Annotated in this window: 18 protein-coding genes; 7 read left to right on the plus strand and 11 right to left on the minus strand. The window is 62.5% G+C overall.

Translation table 11 applies throughout. The features are described 5' to 3' along the window. Positions 1–26: 26 nt before the first annotated feature. Positions 27–605 carry a polyhydroxyalkanoate synthesis repressor PhaR gene (gene phaR, locus AC1RT2_RS11555; protein WP_069060724.1) on the plus strand — a complete coding sequence of 193 codons (579 nt, stop codon included), beginning with the start codon at positions 27–29 and terminating at the stop codon, positions 603–605. Between the two features lie 34 nt (positions 606–639). Here phaR and AC1RT2_RS11560 read toward each other — a convergent pair whose 3' ends face one another. The 4 genes from AC1RT2_RS11560 to mtgA form a co-directional block, all read right to left on the minus strand. Then, the gene (locus tag AC1RT2_RS11560; RefSeq protein WP_069060723.1) at positions 640–1,047 is read right to left on the minus strand and encodes a hypothetical protein; all 408 of its coding nucleotides are present in this window, start codon (positions 1,045–1,047) and stop codon (positions 640–642) included. A gap of 166 nt (positions 1,048–1,213) precedes the next feature. After that, the gene (gene rpmF, locus AC1RT2_RS11565) at positions 1,214–1,399 is read right to left on the minus strand and encodes a 50S ribosomal protein L32 (RefSeq protein ID WP_069060722.1); all 186 of its coding nucleotides are present in this window, start codon (positions 1,397–1,399) and stop codon (positions 1,214–1,216) included. A gap of 147 nt (positions 1,400–1,546) precedes the next feature. Then, a complete protein-coding gene (locus tag AC1RT2_RS11570; protein ID WP_493101983.1) occupies positions 1,547–2,194 on the minus strand; it encodes a glutathione S-transferase family protein in 648 nt (215 codons plus the stop codon). Between the two features lie 68 nt (positions 2,195–2,262). After that, a complete protein-coding gene (mtgA, locus tag AC1RT2_RS11575) occupies positions 2,263–2,946 on the minus strand; it encodes a monofunctional biosynthetic peptidoglycan transglycosylase (RefSeq protein WP_150129983.1) in 684 nt (227 codons plus the stop codon). 208 nt (positions 2,947–3,154) lie between these two features. On the opposite strand from mtgA, the gene AC1RT2_RS11580 reads away from it, so the two are divergent. The 3 genes from AC1RT2_RS11580 to AC1RT2_RS11590 all read left to right on the plus strand — a co-directional run bounded on the left by AC1RT2_RS11580 (position 3,155) and on the right by AC1RT2_RS11590 (position 6,051). Further along, complete coding sequence (locus AC1RT2_RS11580; protein WP_493101985.1) at positions 3,155–4,072, plus strand: polyprenyl synthetase family protein; 918 nt, start codon at positions 3,155–3,157, stop codon at positions 4,070–4,072. A gap of 4 nt (positions 4,073–4,076) precedes the next feature. Then, positions 4,077–5,132: a histidinol-phosphate transaminase gene (gene hisC / locus AC1RT2_RS11585; protein ID WP_493101987.1), complete on the plus strand. Its 1,056-nt coding sequence runs from the start codon at positions 4,077–4,079 to the stop codon at positions 5,130–5,132. Positions 5,133–5,406: 274 nt separating this feature from the next. Beyond that, a complete protein-coding gene (locus tag AC1RT2_RS11590; protein WP_493101989.1) occupies positions 5,407–6,051 on the plus strand; it encodes a LysE family translocator in 645 nt (214 codons plus the stop codon). 62 nt (positions 6,052–6,113) lie between these two features. On the opposite strand, the gene ispG is transcribed toward AC1RT2_RS11590, so the two are convergent. The 6 genes from ispG to AC1RT2_RS11620 form a co-directional block, all read right to left on the minus strand. Further along, positions 6,114–7,367: a flavodoxin-dependent (E)-4-hydroxy-3-methylbut-2-enyl-diphosphate synthase gene (gene ispG, locus AC1RT2_RS11595; protein ID WP_069060716.1), complete on the minus strand. Its 1,254-nt coding sequence runs from the start codon at positions 7,365–7,367 to the stop codon at positions 6,114–6,116. A gap of 242 nt (positions 7,368–7,609) precedes the next feature. Beyond that, entirely contained in the window at positions 7,610–8,803 is a 1,194-nt protein-coding gene (locus tag AC1RT2_RS11600; RefSeq protein ID WP_493101992.1) for an MFS transporter, read from the minus strand. Positions 8,804–8,842: 39 nt separating this feature from the next. Further along, complete coding sequence (locus tag AC1RT2_RS11605; RefSeq protein WP_493102358.1) at positions 8,843–9,607, minus strand: DeoR/GlpR family DNA-binding transcription regulator; 765 nt, start codon at positions 9,605–9,607, stop codon at positions 8,843–8,845. Positions 9,608–9,798: 191 nt separating this feature from the next. Further along, a complete protein-coding gene (locus AC1RT2_RS11610; RefSeq protein ID WP_069060713.1) occupies positions 9,799–10,542 on the minus strand; it encodes a Bax inhibitor-1/YccA family protein in 744 nt (247 codons plus the stop codon). A 188-nt stretch (positions 10,543–10,730) separates the two neighbouring features. Then, positions 10,731–13,283, minus strand: coding sequence for an ABC transporter permease (locus tag AC1RT2_RS11615; RefSeq protein ID WP_493101994.1), 2,553 nt, complete (start codon positions 13,281–13,283; stop codon positions 10,731–10,733). Beyond that, a complete protein-coding gene (locus AC1RT2_RS11620; RefSeq protein ID WP_069060711.1) occupies positions 13,280–13,996 on the minus strand; it encodes an ABC transporter ATP-binding protein in 717 nt (238 codons plus the stop codon). The genes AC1RT2_RS11615 and AC1RT2_RS11620 overlap by 4 nt, the downstream gene beginning before the upstream one ends. Before the next feature lie 60 nt (positions 13,997–14,056). On the opposite strand from AC1RT2_RS11620, the gene AC1RT2_RS11625 reads away from it, so the two are divergent. Next, complete coding sequence (locus AC1RT2_RS11625) at positions 14,057–14,701, plus strand: arylesterase (RefSeq protein ID WP_493101997.1); 645 nt, start codon at positions 14,057–14,059, stop codon at positions 14,699–14,701. 82 nt (positions 14,702–14,783) lie between these two features. Continuing rightward, positions 14,784–15,365, plus strand: a complete 582-nt coding sequence (gene thpR, locus AC1RT2_RS11630; protein WP_069060709.1) for an RNA 2',3'-cyclic phosphodiesterase — start codon at positions 14,784–14,786, stop codon at positions 15,363–15,365. A gap of 1,345 nt (positions 15,366–16,710) precedes the next feature. Here the strand turns inward: thpR and AC1RT2_RS11635 are convergent. Continuing rightward, the gene (locus tag AC1RT2_RS11635; RefSeq protein WP_493101999.1) at positions 16,711–17,031 is read right to left on the minus strand and encodes a low molecular weight protein tyrosine phosphatase family protein; all 321 of its coding nucleotides are present in this window, start codon (positions 17,029–17,031) and stop codon (positions 16,711–16,713) included. Positions 17,032–17,282: 251 nt separating this feature from the next. Between AC1RT2_RS11635 and AC1RT2_RS11640 the strand changes: the two genes are divergently transcribed. After that, on the plus strand, positions 17,283–17,993 hold the full coding sequence (locus AC1RT2_RS11640; protein ID WP_493102002.1) for a hypothetical protein: 711 nt from the start codon (positions 17,283–17,285) through the stop codon (positions 17,991–17,993). The last annotated feature ends 6 nt before the right edge of the window (positions 17,994–17,999 follow it).

The following is a 17,999-nucleotide window of genomic DNA, read 5'->3' on the forward strand; positions in this document are numbered from 1 at the left end:
AGGAACACGGGGATGAGGAGACCCTAATGGCCAAGAACGACGGTCAGATCGTCATCAAGAAATACGCCAACCGCCGCCTCTACAATACGGGCACGAGCACCTATGTGACGCTCGACGATCTCGCAGTCATGGTGAAGAAGGGCGAGGACTTCACCGTACAGGATGCGAAATCGGGCGACGACATCACTCATTCGGTGCTGACGCAGATCATCTTCGAGCAGGAATCCAAGACCGGCAACACGCTCCTGCCGATCTCCTTCCTGCGCCAGCTGATTTCCTATTACGGCGATCAGATGCAGATGGTGGTGCCGAGCTATCTCGAACACTCCATGCAGGCCTTCACCGAGCAGCATTCGCAGATGCGCGAGCAGATCAACAAGGCGCTGGGCGATACGCCGCTTGCCAAGAACCTGCAGGTGCCGATGGCGCTGATCGAGGAAACGACGCGACGCAACACCGAACTGTTCCAGCAGGCGATGAAGATGTTCGCCCCCTTCGCCAATGCCACGCCGCCGAAGGAAACCCGCAAGGCCGAGCCCAAGGATCTCGACGAGCTGAAGGAACAACTGCGCGCGCTGCAGACCAAGCTCGACAACCTGAGCTGAGACCAGAAACGGCGCGGGGCCTCCCCGCGCCTTGTCAGAGCCCGATCGAAAGATCCCGGCCCGCCGTGCGGATCGAGACCGCAAAGCCCGCGATGACGTCGATGAAGCAGATGGTCATCAGGATGAAGAAGATCTGCGTGGCCGCCCCCTGCACCAGCAGGAACTCGACGAGAGACGCCACGAAAAGCACCATCGACAGCATGTGATCGAAGAGCGCGCGCGAGCCCGGCCGCGTGGCCTTCAGGATTTCCACGAAGAGCAGCACGAGCGCGATGAAGATGAGCAGGTCGCCAAAGGCCATCGTCCAGGTCGTGCCAGACAGCATGTTGACCGCCAGCACCTCGCTGTCGAGCACGGCGGTGCCACCGTCACCGAACAGCCCGGTCATGGCGAGATTGTAGAGAGCGAACGGGATGATCAGAAGCGGGATGGCAAAAAGCATGGATGGCGCTCTCCTCTGGCCGCTCTCGCACGAGCAGCCCTTCCGGCCCTCTTAGCCTAAGATTCGGCACAAGAAAATGTCGTGTCGATGAGACCGGCAAAAATGGCGCAAAAGAAAAGGGCCGGTCGAACCGGCCCCTGATCTCAGCTGATGCCGAAAACGCAGATTATGCGCTTTCCTTCGGCGTCAGAACCTGGCGACCGCGGTACATGCCGGTCTTCAGGTCGATATGGTGCGGACGGCGCAGTTCGCCCGAGTTCTTGTCTTCGATGTAGGTCGAACCCTTCAGAGCGTCTGCGGAACGGCGCATACCGCGCTTGGACGGGCTCGTTTTTCTTTTTGGTACAGCCATTTCACTAACTCCACTTATCGGGCAAACACATCCGCAGGCCACCGAATGGCTGACAAAGACATGTCTTTATTTCGGAAATTTGGCGGGCTTATACATGGCAAAACGCCGCTTGACCAGTCCCTGACCCGAATTTTTCGATTCCGTCGGTCAGGCTTCGTCTTCCGGCACGATCCAGGTCTCGGCGCGCGCGGCCCGCTCCCATTCCTGCCAGGCCGGATGCGCCTTCATGCGCGCCATGTAGGCCAGTACGGTTTCATCCTTCGTGAGGCGATAGGCTTCGAAGCGATTGACGACCGGCGCATACATGGCATCGGCCGCCGAAAACGCACCGAACAGGAACGGGCCGCCGGAGCGGGCCAGCGCCGTCTTCCAGATCGTTTCGATGCGCGCGACGTCGTTTCTCACGCCATCAGACAGGTCGACCGCGCCGGGCTCGCGGCGGATGTTCATCGGGCAGGTATTGCGCAGCGCGTGGAAGCCGGAGAGTATTTCCATCGAGATCGCCCGTGCCTCGGCGCGGGCCGCCACGTCTTCGGGCCAGATGCCCTTGTCGGGAAAAAGCTCGGCGGCATATTCGATGATGGCGAGCGATTCCCACACCCGCACGGCGCCATGATACAGCACCGGCACCTTGCCCGTCGGAGAGACTTTTCGAATTTCCGGATTGCCCGCGGCGAAATCGAAGGGGATCACCTTGTCCGTGAAGGGCACGCCGGCCGCTGCCAGCGCAATCCAGGGCCGGAAGGACCAGGAGGAATAGTTCTTGTTGCCGACATAGAGGATGAGGTCTGACATTGCGTGCTCCTTGCAGGCGCCGAATCCTATGGGCTCAGGCCGGCAAACGCCAATGAAAAGCCCTGACGTCACTCATAAAGGCATTTGATATATTCGCCCGACCGGCTCGCCCGCCGTTCGATCAACCGTGCCAGCCGTTGCAGGCCGCGCCCCGGCTTGCCGGCATTGCGCTCGAAGGGATTGGGCAGCGAAACGGCGAGAAGGGCCGCCTGCCGGCGTGAGAGTTTTGCGGCCGGGACCCCGAAATGGTGCTGTGCCGCTGCCTCGACGCCGTAGATGCCCGGCCCCCATTCGGCGATGTTGAGATAGATCTCCATCAGCCGCCGCTTGCTCCAGACGAAATCCGAAACGACGGCGAGCGGCAGTTCCATCACCTTGCGCAGGAAGGAGCGGCCGTTCCACAGGAACAGGTTCTTTGCCGTCTGCATGGGGATGGTGCTGGCACCACGCGTCTGCTCGCCGGCCAGCGCCTCGTTCACCACCGCCCGCATCTCGCCCCAGTCGACGCCGGCATGGCGACAGAATTGCCCGTCCTCCGACATCATCACCGCCTGCACGAGATTGGGTGAAATCGCATCGAACTCCACCCATTGCCGGTCGTAGCCGCGCAACAGCACGAGGTCGCTCAGCATGAGGGTCGAAACCGGACGGACGAACTCGATCGTATAGAGCAGGATCAGCACATAGGGCAGTGCGATAAAAGCCGCCACGGCAAGGACAATGCGTCGCCAGTGCCGGCGAAGGCGGGTCATCAAACCATCCCTGCCACCGGCATCTGCCTCCGAATTGACCGTGTCTGCCCGTGTTTCCGGTACGATGTCCAAGTGCCGGCGCCCATCCTTGCGTCGTTGCGCTTTCATACCGTCACGGCTCGCCAAAAACCAGCGGCGTGCCGCGATTCTTTGCCGCCATCCCGGCATTCCCGTTGCCTAAGCCCGGAGCCCATGCCAAAGAGCGGCCATGAGCGAACGTTACCAGGAATTCCAATCCCTCCTGAAGAGCAATGCCGAAGCGGTGGAAGCGCTGCTCGCCGCACTGTTGTCGAGTACCGTGCAGGCGGACGAAATCGCCCGCCCCGAACGGCTTCTCGCCGCCATGCGCCACGGCGTGCTGAACGGTGGCAAGCGCCTGCGCCCCTTCCTCGTCATCGAATCCGCCGCCCTCTTCCCGAATGTCGAGCGCGCGACGGCGCTGCGCATCGGCGCCGCGCTCGAATGCATCCACTGTTATTCGCTCGTGCATGACGACCTGCCGGCGATGGACGACGACGACCTGCGCCGTGGCCAGCCGACCGTGCATATCGCCTTCGACGAGGCTGCCGCCATCCTTGCCGGCGACAGCCTGCTGACGCTTGCCTTCGACATCGTCGCCGCGCCCGAAACCCGCCTGCCGGACGCCACCAAGGCGGCCCTTATACTGGCGCTCGCCCGCGCCGCCGGCATTGGCGGCATGGCCGGTGGCCAGGCGCTCGATCTTGCGGCGGAAAAACAGGCGCCGGACGAAGACGGCGTCGTCACGCTGCAGGCCATGAAGACCGGCGCACTCCTGCGCTTTGCCTGCGAGGCCGGGGCGATCATCGCAGGCGCCTCAAATGATGAGCGGGCGACGCTGCGCCGCTACGGCGAAACGGTCGGCCTCGCCTTCCAGATCGCCGATGATCTGCTGGATCTCACCGCTGATGCCGAGACCATGGGCAAGGCGACCGGCAAGGATGCCGACCGCGGCAAGGCGACGCTCGTGTCACGCCGCGGCCAGGCCTGGGCGGAAAGCCGTCTTCAGGAGCTTGTGAAGGAGGCCGAGGCGCTTCTTGCGCCGTTCAGCCATCGGGCGGGGATTCTCATCGAAACCGCCCATTTCATCGCCAATCGCAGGAACTGACCTCATGAGCAAATTCTGGTCGCCGATCGTCGCCACGCTCAAGCCCTATGTCGCGGGGGAGCAGCCGCGCATTCAAAACCTCACCAAGCTCAACACCAACGAAAACCCCTACGGCCCCTCGCCAAAGGCGATCGCCGCCATGCAGGCCGCCGTCGCCGACAGCCTGAAGCTCTACCCGGACCCGTCTGCCTTGGCGCTGCGCCAGTCGATCGCCCGCTTCTACGGTGTGGAGGCCGACGAGGTCTTTGTCGGCAACGGCTCGGACGAGGTGCTGGCGCACGCCTTCGTGGCGCTTCTCAACCACGAGCAGCCGCTGTTCTATCCGGATATCACCTACAGCTTCTACCCGACCTATTGCCGCCTGTTCGGCATCGAGGCCGTGGAGATCCCGCTGAAGGACGATTTCACCATCGATCTGGCGGATTACGCCCGCCCCGCCGGCGCCATCATCCTGCCGAACCCGAACGCGCCTACCGGCATCGGCCTGCCGCTGGCGGCGATCGAAAAGCTCGTCTCGGAACACCCGGACCAGCCGGTCGTGGTCGACGAGGCCTATATCGATTTCGGCGGCGAGAGCGCCATCCCGCTGACCAGGAAGTACGACAACCTGCTCGTCGTGCACACGCTGTCGAAATCCCGCTCGCTGGCCGGCCTGCGCGTCGGCTACGCCATCGGCCAGCGCCCGCTGATCGATGCGCTGGAGCGCGTCAAGGACAGTTTCAACTCCTACCCGCTCGACCGCGTCGCCCAGGCCGGTGCTGCCGCCGCCGTGGACGACCGCGCCTGGTTTGACGAGACCCGGGGCAAGGTCATCGAGACACGCGAACGCGTCACCGGCGCGCTTCGCCAGCGCGGCTTCGAGGTCCTGCCCTCGCAGGCCAACTTCGTCTTCGCCCGCCACCCCGGCCATAGCGGCGAAGCCCTCGCCAAGGGCCTGCGCGACCGCGCCGTGCTGGTGCGCCACTTCGCAAAACCCCGCATCTCGGACTTCCTGCGCATCACCATCGGCACGCCGGAGGAATGCGACCGGCTGATCGCCGCGGTCGAGGACATCGTCTGAGGGTTCGACCAGGGCGGCGACAGCCCCCTCATCCGCCTGCCGGCACCTTCTCCCCGCTGGGGAGAAGGGGACAAGGCCTCCTTTTCATCCTCTCGACGGCGCGTTCAACAACACACCGCACCTCCCCTTCTCCCCAGCGGGGAGAAGGTGGCCCGAAGGGCCGGATGAGGGGGATGCGCCGACCTTCCCGACCGACAGTGACATGTGGTGCAATTCTCCAGCTAGGAGCGGAAAACACGATCGGCTATCGTCCACCGATATCCACCGGTGAACCATGACCGACATCACGCCCTACCTGCCGCAACTCGCCGTCGCCTGGACCGCCTATTTCATCGCGACAGCCTCGCCGGGACCGGCGATCATCGCCATCATCGCGACCTCGATCAGCCAGGGCCGCCGCGCCGGGCTGGCGCTCGCCTCGGGCGTGCTGACAGGTTCCTACATCTGGGCGATCCTCACGGCATCGGGCCTCTCGGCCCTCATCCGTACCTACGGCCAGGCGATCATCGTGCTGAAGATCGTCGGCGGCTGCTACCTGCTGTGGCTCGCCTGGAACGCCTACAGGGCGGCGCGCAAGAGCGAGGAAGTCTATCGCGCGCAGATGGCGGCCATGCCGCCGCTGTCGCCGCGCCGGCAGTACCTCAAGGGCCTCGGCATCCACATCACCAATCCGAAGGCGATCTTCAACTGGATCATGCTGACATCGCTCGGCATGCCGCCGGGCGCGCCGGGCGGTGTGATGATCACCTTCATCGCCGGCTGCATGGTGATGGGGATTGCCGTCTTCCTCGGCTTCGCGCTGGTCTTCTCGCTCGGCCCCGTGCACCGGGCCTATCTCAAGTCGCGTCGCGCCATTGAAGGCGTCATGGCCGCCTTCTTCGCTTTTGCAGGCTTCAAGCTTTTGACAACGCGGCTCTGAGTCTGAGCCGCGCCAGGAAAAGTGTGAAGCGGTTTTCCGTCCGGCGTGGCGCCTGAGAAAGCTTATTCAGCCGCCGCCTGGCCCTGCCCGTAACGCTTCTCGATATAGTCGTTGACCAGCGTCTCGAATTCGCCGGCGATGTTGGTGCCGCGCAGCGTCATCGCCTTCTTGCCGTCGACATAGATCGGCGCGATCGGCAGTTCGCCGGTACCGGGCAGCGAGATGCCGATATCGGCATGTTTGCTTTCGCCCGGCCCGTTGACGATGCAGCCCATGACGGCGACCTTGAGGCCCTCGACACCCGGATATTTTTCACGCCAGACCGGCATGTTCTTGCGGATGTCGTCCTGGATTTTCTGCGCCAGTTCCTGGAACACCGTCGAGGTCGTGCGCCCGCAGCCCGGACAGGCGGCCACCACCGGAATGAACTGCCGAAAACCCATGACCTGTAGCAGTTCCTGCGCCACCTGCACCTCGCGGGTGCGGTCGCCACCGGGCTCCGGCGTCAGCGAGATACGGATCGTGTCGCCGATGCCCTGCTGCAGCAGGATGCCGAGCGAGGCCGACGAGGCGACGATGCCCTTGGTGCCCATGCCGGCTTCCGTCAGGCCGAGATGCAGCGCATGGTCGGAGCGGGAAGACAGCATCGCATAGACGGCGATGAGATCCTGCACGTTGGAGACCTTGGCCGACAGGATGATGTGGTCGCGCGGCAGGCCGATTTCTTCCGCCAGATCCGCAGAGAGCAGCGCCGACTGGCAGATCGCCTCGCGCATCACCTGCTGGGCCGTCAGCGGAAAACCCTTGGCCTGGTTTTCGTCCATCAGCCGCGTCAAAAGCTCCTGGTCGAGCGAGCCCCAGTTGACGCCGATGCGAACCGGCTTGTTGTGGCGGATCGCCGTCTCGACGATTGCCGAAAACTGCCGGTCCTTCTTTTCCTTGAAGCCGACATTGCCCGGATTGATACGGTACTTCGCCAGCGCCTCGGCGCAGGCCGGGTGATCGGCGAGCAGCTTGTGGCCGATATAGTGAAAGTCTCCGACGAGCGGTATGTCGAGGCCAAGACGCAGCAGGCGCTCGCGGATCTTGGGCACCGCCGCCGCACTCTCGTCGCGGTCGACCGTGATGCGCACGATCTCCGAACCCGCGCGATGGAGGGCCGCGACCTGGGCGACCGTACCGTCGATATCGGCGGTATCCGTATTGGTCATCGACTGCACGACGACCGGCGCACCGCCGCCGACCAGCACGCCGCCGACATCGACCCCGACGGACTGGCGCCGCGGCTTCGGTTCAAAGTCGAAGGAAAAGGACATAATGGAGCCTCTTGCTCGAAAAGCGGCTGCACGCGAGCCTTGGCGCGCGGCCTTTTCCCTCAGGTGGATCAGGAAACCGGGCTTGTCAACTGCAAGCGCCAGAGCATTTCCGCTTTTCTGCGAGACGCGAAAACGCCCTATCTCTTTGTTTTTAGGCAATTCCGGACGCAAAACCGCTGCGCACTTTTGCTGGAATTGCTTTGGGACACGCGACGATTTGATCGCCGCGCGTCGTTTTGCCGTCAACGGTGATCGCGCACATCCGCATGCACCGCATGGTGCGACAGCAGCAGCACGACGATGAACAGCACCGGCAGCAGCGCGAAGATGATGGCAAAGCCGGTATGCTCGGCAATGAAGCCGATGATCGACGGTGCAAACAGCGAACCGGAATAGCCCATGACGGTTGCAACCGACAGCGCCACGCCCTGCGCGAAACCGGGCAGGTTGCCGGCGGCGGAAAACGCGATCGGCACCATGTTGGAAATCCCGACGCCGCAGATCGCAAAGCCGATCACCGCAATATAGGCGTTCGGCGCCAGGCCGGCGGTGACCATGCCGATCATCGCCATGACGGTGCAGAAGCGCAGCGTCTTCACCGCGCCGAAGCGATCACGCACATGGTCGCCGGCAAAGCGCATGACGGCCATCGTCAGTGAGAACGCACCGAAGGCGAAACCCGAGAGCGCCAGCGACGCGCCAAGCTCGTCGCGCATATAGAGCGCACCCCAGTCGAGGATCGCGCCCTCGGGCGCCATGGAGAACAGCGCCATGAGGCCGATCAGCCAGGGCAGCAACGTCATCGGCAGGCGCACCTTCTGGCGCTCCTCGTTCGGATGCGGCGCATCGTGCAGGACAAAGGGCCAGATGAACACGAGTGCGACGGCACCGACCACGGTGAGCAGTCCCGCATGGCCCATCACGCCGAGCCGCTCGATCAGGAAACCGCCGGTCGTGGCCCCGATGAAGGCGCCGAGGCTCCAGAAGGCATGGCAGGACGACATGATGGCGCGCCGCATGGATTTCTCCACTTCGACTGCATTGCCGTTCATGGCGACGTCCATCGCGCCCATCAGCCCGCCGAAGAAGAAGATGGCGACGGCACCGACCGGGATATTCGGCGCGATGGAGAGCAGCAGCATCGTCGAAAGGAAGAGGATCGTCGCGCCCTTCACCGTGCGCGTCGTGCCATAGTGGGCGATCAGGATGCCGGCGATCGGCATCAGCACCAGCGAGCCGATTCCGAAGCACATGATCATCAGACCGAGCCCGGATTCGGCAAGGTCGAGACGGCTTGCGAATTCCGGGATTTTTGGCGCCCAGGCGCCGGCAAAGGTGCCGTTCAGCAGGAAGAGCCCGGAGACGGCAAGCCGTGTCGACGGGAAATAGGTCTTGGCGATGGATTTGCCGGCAAGGGCATTGTCGGAGGTCGTCATGGGAGATCCGTTTTACAAAGGAATCGCGAGGTTCGGGGCCTACCTGGCGCGGATGATCTGGATACCGGCCGCCGCGAGCCGGTCGGCCTCGGCGTCATCCGCATCCACCTCGAGCACGGCACGCGTCACCCGGGAAAGCGGCACGACCGAATAGGGAGCGGCGGTGGAAAGCTTGTCGTTCAGGACCGCGACCAGCACGGATTTGCTCAGCGAGATGATGAGGCGCTTCAATTCCGCATCCTCGAAACTGAAAGCGGTGACGCCGGCATCCGGGTCGATGCCGCAGACGCCGAGCACCAGGATATCCGGTCGGAACGCCTCCGCATCGCGCATCGCCTTTGCGCCGACCGCGCCGCCGGCGCGCGGATCGATCAATCCGCCGAGCTGGATCGTTGCGATATCGCGTTCGAGAACGGCCGTCGCGATCGCCGGCGCATTGGTGATGACCGTGAGATCGCTGCCCGCCGGCAGTGCGCGGGCAAGCGCCAGGTTGGTGCTGCCGGAATCGAGGAAGATCGTGCTGCCGGCCGGGATCAGTTCGGCTGCGGTGCGACCCAGCGCCGCCTTGCGGTCGCCGCTGACGGCAATACGTTCGTTCATCGAACTCGTCGACTGCAAAACCCTAAGCGCGCCGCCATAGACACGGCGGCAAAGTCCCAGCGCCGCCATCTCGCGCAGATCGCGCCGGATCGTGTCTTCCGACACACCCAGCTCCTGCGCAAGCTCCGCCGCGATCACCCGGCCCGAGACGTCGAGCCGTGCGCGGATCAGATCCTGCCGTTCTCCCAGAAGAAGGTCGTGTATGGACATCGTCGACACCAAATCGTGCATGATTGAGCGACAATGCGCATGAACCGGCAAAAACGTCAAGAAACGGGAAGATCACGTTTGATTGCCGAACGACATTGAGGGCGTGTCTGCAAACGCCGAAGCCCCAAACAAAAACCCCGCCGTCTCCGGCGGGGTTCGTGTGATCAGCCCTACGGCTCCTGGCGTTACTCGCGGTTGCCGAGGAAACGCAGCAGGAACAGGAAGAGGTTGATGAAGTCGAGGTAGAGCGTCAGCGCACCCATGATGGCCTTGCGGCCGGCCACGGCGGCGTCGTCGGCTTCAAAATACATTTCCTTGATCTTCTGCGTATCCCAGGCCGTCAGGCCTGCGAAGACCAGCACGCCGATCGCGGAGATCGCGAAGTCGAGCGCCGAGGACTGCAGGAACAGGTTGACGAGCGAGGCGATGATCAGGCCGAACAGGCCCATCACCAGGAACGAACCCATCGCGGACAGGTCCCGCTTCGTCGTGTAGCCGAACAGCGACAGCGAGCCGAAGGCGGCAGCGGTGACGAAGAAGGTCTGCGCGATGCTGGCGCCGGTATAGACCAGGAAGATCGACGACAGCGACAGGCCCATCAGGCCGGCATAGACCCAGAAGGTCGCCTGCGCGGCGGCAACGCTCATCGTGTGGATGCGGAAGCTCAGGAAGAAGACCAGCGCCAGCGGGGCGAGCATGACGACCCACTTCAGCGGGCTCACATAGATCGCCTGACCGAACGCGGTCAGCTGGCCATCGGCGAAGGCGGCCTGCGAGGCGAAATACGCCACGAGACCGGTGATCGCGAGACCGAAGGCCATCAGGTTGTAGACCCGGAGCATGTAGGTGCGCAGGCCCTGGTCGATGACGGCACCGGCCTGAGCGCCGGTATTCGCCGTTCGGGTCTGGTAGTTGCGAAGATCAGCCATGTTTTCCTCTCATAAAGCCCCTTGGAATAGACGGTGTCGGGCTCCCGTTTGTTCGCTCCGATCGTTCGGCGCGCTTGCGGGGTCCAGGCAACCGCTGCGGGGCTCCAGCTTGCCTGTGGTAAATATGCGCATGAATTGTGTCTCGCACAAGACCCGCGACCCTTGCGCGAGCCACGGGCCTTGCAATTTCAAAGCTCTCGCAGCACCGGCGCCGCCTTCTGTCCCAGAATACGCCAGGTCCCGGCAAGGCCGATGCCGACGGTCATGACGAGCGCCGTCACCACGGTCATCACCGCGACATCCGGCAGGAAGCTCGACGGCAGCGTCATGATCCGGCTCACCACGAACCAGGCCGCGACACCCCCGGCAAACAGCGCGAAGATCGCGGTGGCCAGCCCCAGCATCAGATATTCGTAGCTGAAGGCGCGGATCAGCGTGGCACGCGTGGCGCCCAGCGTCTTCAGCACGACCGCATCGTGCACGCGCGCCCGGTTGCCCGCGGCAAGCGCGCCGGCCAGCACGAGGATCGAGGCGATCAGCGCCACGGCGGCAGCCGCGCGGATCGCCGTCGCCAGCTGGCCGACCAGCTCGTTGACCACGTCGAGCGCATCCTTGACGCGCACGCTGGTGACGGTCGGATAGGCGTTGGTGACCGCCTTCAGCGTCGCCGCCTCCTGCTCCGCCGTCGCCGACGGGTCGATCACCGTTGCCAGCCACGCATGCGGCGCGCCGGCAAAGGTGTTCGGCGAGAAGACCATGACGAAGTTGATCGACAGCGATTCCCACTCGACATTGCGGAAGTTGGCGATGCGCGCCGTCATGTTGCGGCCGAGTACGCTGACCGTCACCGTGTCACCAATCTTGAGGCCGAGCTCGCGTCCCTCCTCCGCCGCGAACGAGACGAGCGGCTCGCCGGAATAATCCTCCGGCCACCATTCGCCTTCGGCAAGCGTCGAATTTTCCGGCGTGCGCTTGGCATAGGTGATGCCGCGATCGCCGCGCAGCACCCACTGGCCTTCCGGCGGCACCTTGACCTTCGCCACGTCGACGCCGTTCAGCTCCATGACGCGGCCGCGCAGCATCGGCACCTCGATGATCTTGCCATCGGGCATGTTGGACTGCAGCACCTGCCGGAACCCGTAGAGTTCGCTGCCCTGGATGTCGACGAAGAAGAAGTTCGGCGCCCGCTCCGGCAGGTTGCCGGTGAGCTCGCGGCGCAGATTCCCGTCGATCAGCGTCAGCGTGACGAGCAGCGCAAGCCCAAGCCCGAGCGACAGCACCACGGAGGAGGTCAGCGCCCCCGGCCGGTGGATATTGCCAATGGCGAGGCGCAGCGATGGCGAATTGACCCGCGGGCTGCGCTTGGCCAGCGCCGTGATCAGCATGGCAACAACGCGCAGCACCACGAAGGCGAAGGCGATGGCGCCGAGGAAGACCAATGCGATGTAGCGGTCATAGGCGGTAAAGATCGCCAGCCCCGCCAATGCGGCAAGAAAGACCGCCGCCCCCAGCACATAGGGCCAGCTCGGCAGCCGGCCGGTTTCAAAACCCTGCTCGCGGAACAGTGCCGTCGCCGGCACCTCGCGGGCATGGCCAAGCGGCATGATCGCGAAGGCAAGCGCCGTCAGCAGGCCGAAGACGGCGGCGATCAGCAGGGCGGACGGATAGAGCGTCGCCTCCGCCGGCACCGGCAGCACGCCTTCGAGGAACTGCATCGCCACCATGGGCATCAGCGCCCCGGCAACAAGGCCGATCAGGATGCCTACGGCCGCAATCAGCGCGATCTGCGTCAGGTAGATCAGCGCCACCAGCGAGGCCGGCGCACCGAGGCACTTGAAGGTCGCGATGACCGAACGCTTGGAATCGAGATAGGCCCGCACGGCATTCGCCACGCCGACGCCGCCGACGATCAGCGCCGTCAGGCCGACCAGCGTCAGGAACTGCGAGAAGCGGGTGATGTTGGTGGTCAGCGAGGGTGCGGCGCTGTTGGCGGTGCGGATCGACCAGCCGGCCTTCGGGAAGGCCTTGTTGGCATCGGCCCGGACCTTTGCGAGCGACACGTCCTGATCGGCAAGCCGGACGCGATAGGCATTTTCCACCAGGCTGCCGGTCTGCACGAGGCCGCTTGCCTGCAAGGCCGCTTCCGACAGCATCAGGCGCGGCGCGAAGCCAAACCCTTCCGACACCGCATCGGGCTCGCGCACCAGCGTGCCCGTGACCTTGAGCTTCGCCGTGCCCAGCAGGATCTCGTCGCCGACGACAATGCCGAGCCGGTCCAGCAGCAAGGGCGCCACCACGGCGCCAAAGGCCTCGCCCTGCTTGGCAAACAGCTGGCTCGCCGGCTGCTGCGGCAAGGTTTCCAACGCGCCGTAGAGCGGATAGGCACCATCGACGCCCTTCGCCTCCACCAGCGTCTGGTCGGAACCATCCGGCAGGCGCGCCATGGAGCGCAGCCCGGTGGACAGCGACACATCGCCAAGGCTTTGGAAATGCTTCAGTTCTTCCGGCGTCGCAAAGCGGTTGTTGAACTCGAAACGCACGTCACCGGCCAGCAGCGTTTGCCCCTGCGAGGCGATCGCCTGCGTGATGGCGCTCGATACGGAATTGACGCCCGCAATCGCCGCCGTTCCAAGCGCGATACAGGCGAGGAAAATGTAAAACCCCTTCAGGCCACCGCGCATTTCGCGCAGCGCCAGACGGATCGCCAGCGGAAACTGCCGAAGGATCGAGCCGACCCTCATGCCGGCACCGCCTCTGCGAGCGTGGCCCTGAGAGGTGCGGCACCCGACACGATCTCACCGGAACGCATGGCGACCTGCCGGCTGCACCGGGCGGCGAGCGACGGATCATGCGTCACCAGCACCAGCGTCGTGCCGCGCTCGGCCTGCTTGGCAAACAGCAGGTCGGCGATCTGCCGGCCGGTCTCGGTGTCGAGATTGCCGGTCGGCTCGTCGGCGATCAACAGTTTCGGCGCCGGCGCCAGTGCGCGCGCAATCGCCACGCGCTGCTGTTCGCCGCCCGAAAGCTGGCCGGGATAGTGCGACAGGCGTTCGCCGAGCCCGACCGCCGTCAGTTCGCGCCGGGCGATCTCGAAGGCATCGCGCACATTGGCAAGCTCCAGCGGCACCGCGACGTTTTCCAGCGCCGTCATGTTGGGAATGAGGTGGAAGGACTGAAAGACGATGCCGATGTTGCGGCCGCGAAAATCCGCCACCTGGTCCTCGCTCATGCCATGCAGGCCGGCGCCATCGATATGGATTTCACCGCTGTCGAGCCGTTCCAGACCGGCCAGCACCATCAACAATGTCGACTTGCCGGACCCCGACGGGCCGACGATGCCGACCGATTCGCCCGCATCGATCGACAGGCCGATTCCCTTCAGCACATGCACGGAGGCGGCAGCCCTCCCGAGGGTGAGATCGGCATTTTTAAGATCGATGATGGTTTTGGCCAAGGAATTCTGCCCTATATGTTGTTGGAACAACTGGAATGCCAGCAATCTAGGATCAGCACTATGTCGTTTAAAGCGGCGCTTTCGATTTTCGCCTCACTTGCAATCACAGCTTTGTTATCCGCCGGCAACGCCTTGGCCGAGCCGGTCAAGCTCGTCGGCTTCGGCGACAGCCTGATGGCCGGCTACCAGCTTCCCGCATCGGATGCCTTTCCGGTCAAGCTGGAGGCGGCGCTGCGCGAAAAGGGTTTCGCGGTCGAGGTCGCCAATGCCGGCGTGTCCGGCGACACCACGTCGGGCGGTCTTGCCCGTCTCGACTGGTCGATCCCGGACGGCACGAAGGGCGTCATCCTCGAACTCGGCGCCAACGATGCACTGCGCGGCATTCCGCCGGAACAGACGGAAAAGAACCTCGATGCCATGCTGACCCGCCTGAAGGAGCGCGGCATCGCCGTGCTGCTCGCCGGCATGATCGCGCCCCCGAACATGGGCCCGGAATATGGCGAACGTTTCAACGGCATCTACCAGCGCATGGCGGACAAACACGGCGTGGCGCTCTATCCGTTCTTCCTCGACGGCGTCGTCACCAAGGCAGACCTCCAGCTCGAGGACGGCATGCACCCCAACACGCAGGGCGTCGACGTCATGGTGAAGACCATACTTCCGGCCGCGGAAACCTTCCTCAAGTCGATCACGGCAGGGGAGTAGTTTTCGCGGGTGCGAAATAAGGGTTGCGCAAAAAGCGGTTGCGTGATTCGCTGACAGTACATTCCAGTGTGGAGAGGTCGCCATGCCGAGACTTTTCATCGCCCTCGAAGTGCCGCGCAACGCGGCCATGAGCCTCTCGTTACTGAGAGGTGGCCTCCCCGGAGCCCGCTGGATAGACGTCGAGAACTTTCACATCACCTTACGCTTCATCGGCGATATCGACGGCCGCACCGCCGACGAGGTGGTCGACAAGCTCGACCGCATCGAGCGCCCCGAATTCCAGCTGGGCCTGTCCGGCATCGGCTCCTTCGGCTCGAAGAAACCCCATTCCGTCTTCGCCGGCGTCACCCAGGCCCCGGAAATGTACGCCCTCCAGGCCGAAATCGAGCGCATCTGCCAGCGCCTCGGCCTGCCCGCCGACCCGCGCAAATTCACCCCCCACGTCACCCTCGCGCGCCTGCGCAACGCCCGCCCGGAAGACGTCGCCCACTACCTCTCCGGCCGCGGCAACTTCTACACCAACACCTTCACCGTGAACCGCTTCGTGCTGATGTCGTCGAAGGAATCGGTCGGCGGCGGGCCTTACGTCACCGAAGAGGTCTTCCCGCTCTACGAATCGGGCGGAAGCTGGGACGGCGCGGACCTGCACGACCATCCGGTTTGATGTCGGCAACGCTTTCGGCGTGCCGCAATCGACCGATACCGGACTTTGCGATGTCGTTGACTCGACTGGTGACCATCGCGGTGGTGGATGAGTGTTGCAATTGATATGTGACGAACCTGTTGCTATGACAGATCGTCATTTCCTTGTGCGGCACGCGGTGTCCGCTTTTTCATGAAAATCGACTATCGAATCGTTGATGGGCACCAGGGCGGACTCACGTTCAGCTTCGCACCCTGTGACCACGCCTTTCGCGATGACTATGATCACGATTGTTTTGGTCCAGATATTTTCAGCGTGAGGGAAGAAGCCTTCCTTTTCATTGAGGGTATGGTCGCGCGTTCCTTTCCGGATTGGTCAAACAGCTATCGGCACTCGGGTATCACTTGGGCAACGCGGGAGACGTGGCTCGACATCTTACCCCGATTTTCGGACCTGCGACGTGACGTAGCAGGAAATGCGAAGCTGCCTGCGCCCGTTGGCAAATACGTAATTTGCCCCGGACTAATACCGCAGCGGCACAAACTCCATCGAAGGGCGCTGCTAACATTCCTTGACCGGTTCGAGGGTCGTGCACGGACGATCCTTGGTCGTCATCCCTATTTGCTCATCAACGGCATTTGACGCGTGACGACGCGGTATCACAGTGAAAAATCGAGAGCCGAGCCATCACACCCATGGAGGCGTTTCCGAGCGCGTCTTGGAAATACCTTACCAGCACGGTCACGTGCGGATGGTAATCAATGATACTCTTCCCTGGACATCCAAAGAGGCGCTAGCCTTTCATTCATGGTCGGATGAGGAGATAATAACCATGCACCTCGAAACGATCGAACAAAAAATAGAGGACTGTATAGCAGTCGCGAAAAGCGCACCGTTCCTGCAAAGGCATCCGAACACTACACTGGAAAATGTTCGAATCGCACTCCGGTTTCGAAACTTGCCGATCCCAAGTGCGTCAGGCTTCATGATGTTGATGGAACGGCGAGTGAAAAACGAAGGAATGCAGTTTGTTTACGGTTACGGAGGTGACACATTTTAGCGCTGGAAGCGACAAGCTCGCTATATAGGGCAGCCACCCCAAGGACGCCGCCCACTGCCTCTCCGGCCACGGCAATTTCTACACCAACACTTTCACCGTGAACTGCTTCGTGATGGTGTCGTCGAGGAAATCCATCGGCGGCGAGCCTTGCGTCACCGAGGAAATTTTTCGGCTGTACGAGTCGAGCGAGAACTGAGACGGGGATGGAATTGCACGACCATTTGGTTTGACAGGCCTGCCGATAACGCGTGCAGATGCCTGTCGGCCTGATCAAAGCCCCTTCTCGGCGCGGTTGCTGCGCTGAGCCTAAAAGTGCCGAGGGACTTTGGCCTCCAATAGCCGGATGAGGGCGGGATCCATGAAGTCGTAGTCGTCCGGGATGTGCAGGCAGATCAGCCGTTTGCCTTTGAGCGCGGTGCGGTATTTGCCCTGCACCTTGTTGCGGTGCGCTTTCTCCATCACGAAAACGATATCGGCCCATTCGATCTGCTCTGCCGAAAGCGGATTCTCCGCATCATTGTTCGTGCCGGCCGACGCGGTTTCGATATTCGGCCAGTTTGCGAACACCTGCTCGGCCGTCGGACTGCGAAGCTTGTTCTGGCTGCACACAAACAAGACGTTTTTCACCGTTTCCTCTTATGTTGTCCGCCACGCTGGCGACCATACGCCGCCTCACATTGAAATAGCCGAAGCAATCCAACGACAGGCCGTGCTTTCCGTTAGCCTCGACGAGGGTAACCGCTCTTCAGAACATTCAACAGTTTAATATTTCCTAGATGGTTGACTTCAATCCGCGCAAGCGGACACCAGAACGGATGAGCCGGGGTAGGCGGGCATCGTAAGTCGTTTTTTGGATTATTTTGCGGAAACGAATACACATGGATTGCAGGGTCATTGGCCTCTTGTTGGCGGTCTTTTTCTTTTCGACTTCCTGTGACAACCAAAATCCGCCGATACCGGATGTCGATTTTCTATCGAGTGACGCACACTTTTCGATCGCCGATGAGACGGTTGTTTTACCCTTCGTAGCGCTTAGCGGCGCTTCTGTTCGGAACGCTAATTTTCAAGCGGCTTTTGATAAGGCTTCGTCTTCGGACGACGCGAGAAAGCAACTTGTAAAACAAGCAAATGATCCCGAAAGACCAGTTTCAGCGCGTTCATTACGGATGTCTATTGCCCTTTATGGTTCCTACAACGAGATGTCGATCTCGCGGGAAATCTGCCCGTTGCTAAGTCGCATGTGGGCAAGGCAGCTTTGCACCGGATTAAGATCAGAGGAACTCGCTGATCTTCCAGGAAGCTTCGAGCTAATGGATATCCGCGAGATCAGCATGCTGAAATCTCATACCACTGTCGGGCGTGAGCGGGTTTTTGATCAGATAGTCTCTTTGCAACTGACAAAACCGGGTTTGGTACAAACGGTATGTGATCGCGACCCTTCGTCAAAGTTCTGCTCGGCGGCAGTGGTTCTCGACGATCATCTCCTTGCCCACTGGACGGTTTGGTCAGGAGATGAGACGGCGGAGCATATGGCCAATCGCCAAGGAATCGCAATCGTTAGGTTCATTGATCGGCACCTCCGCTATTAAGATCGG

This window comes from Shinella sp. GW821-FHT11G07, assembly GCF_058808115.1.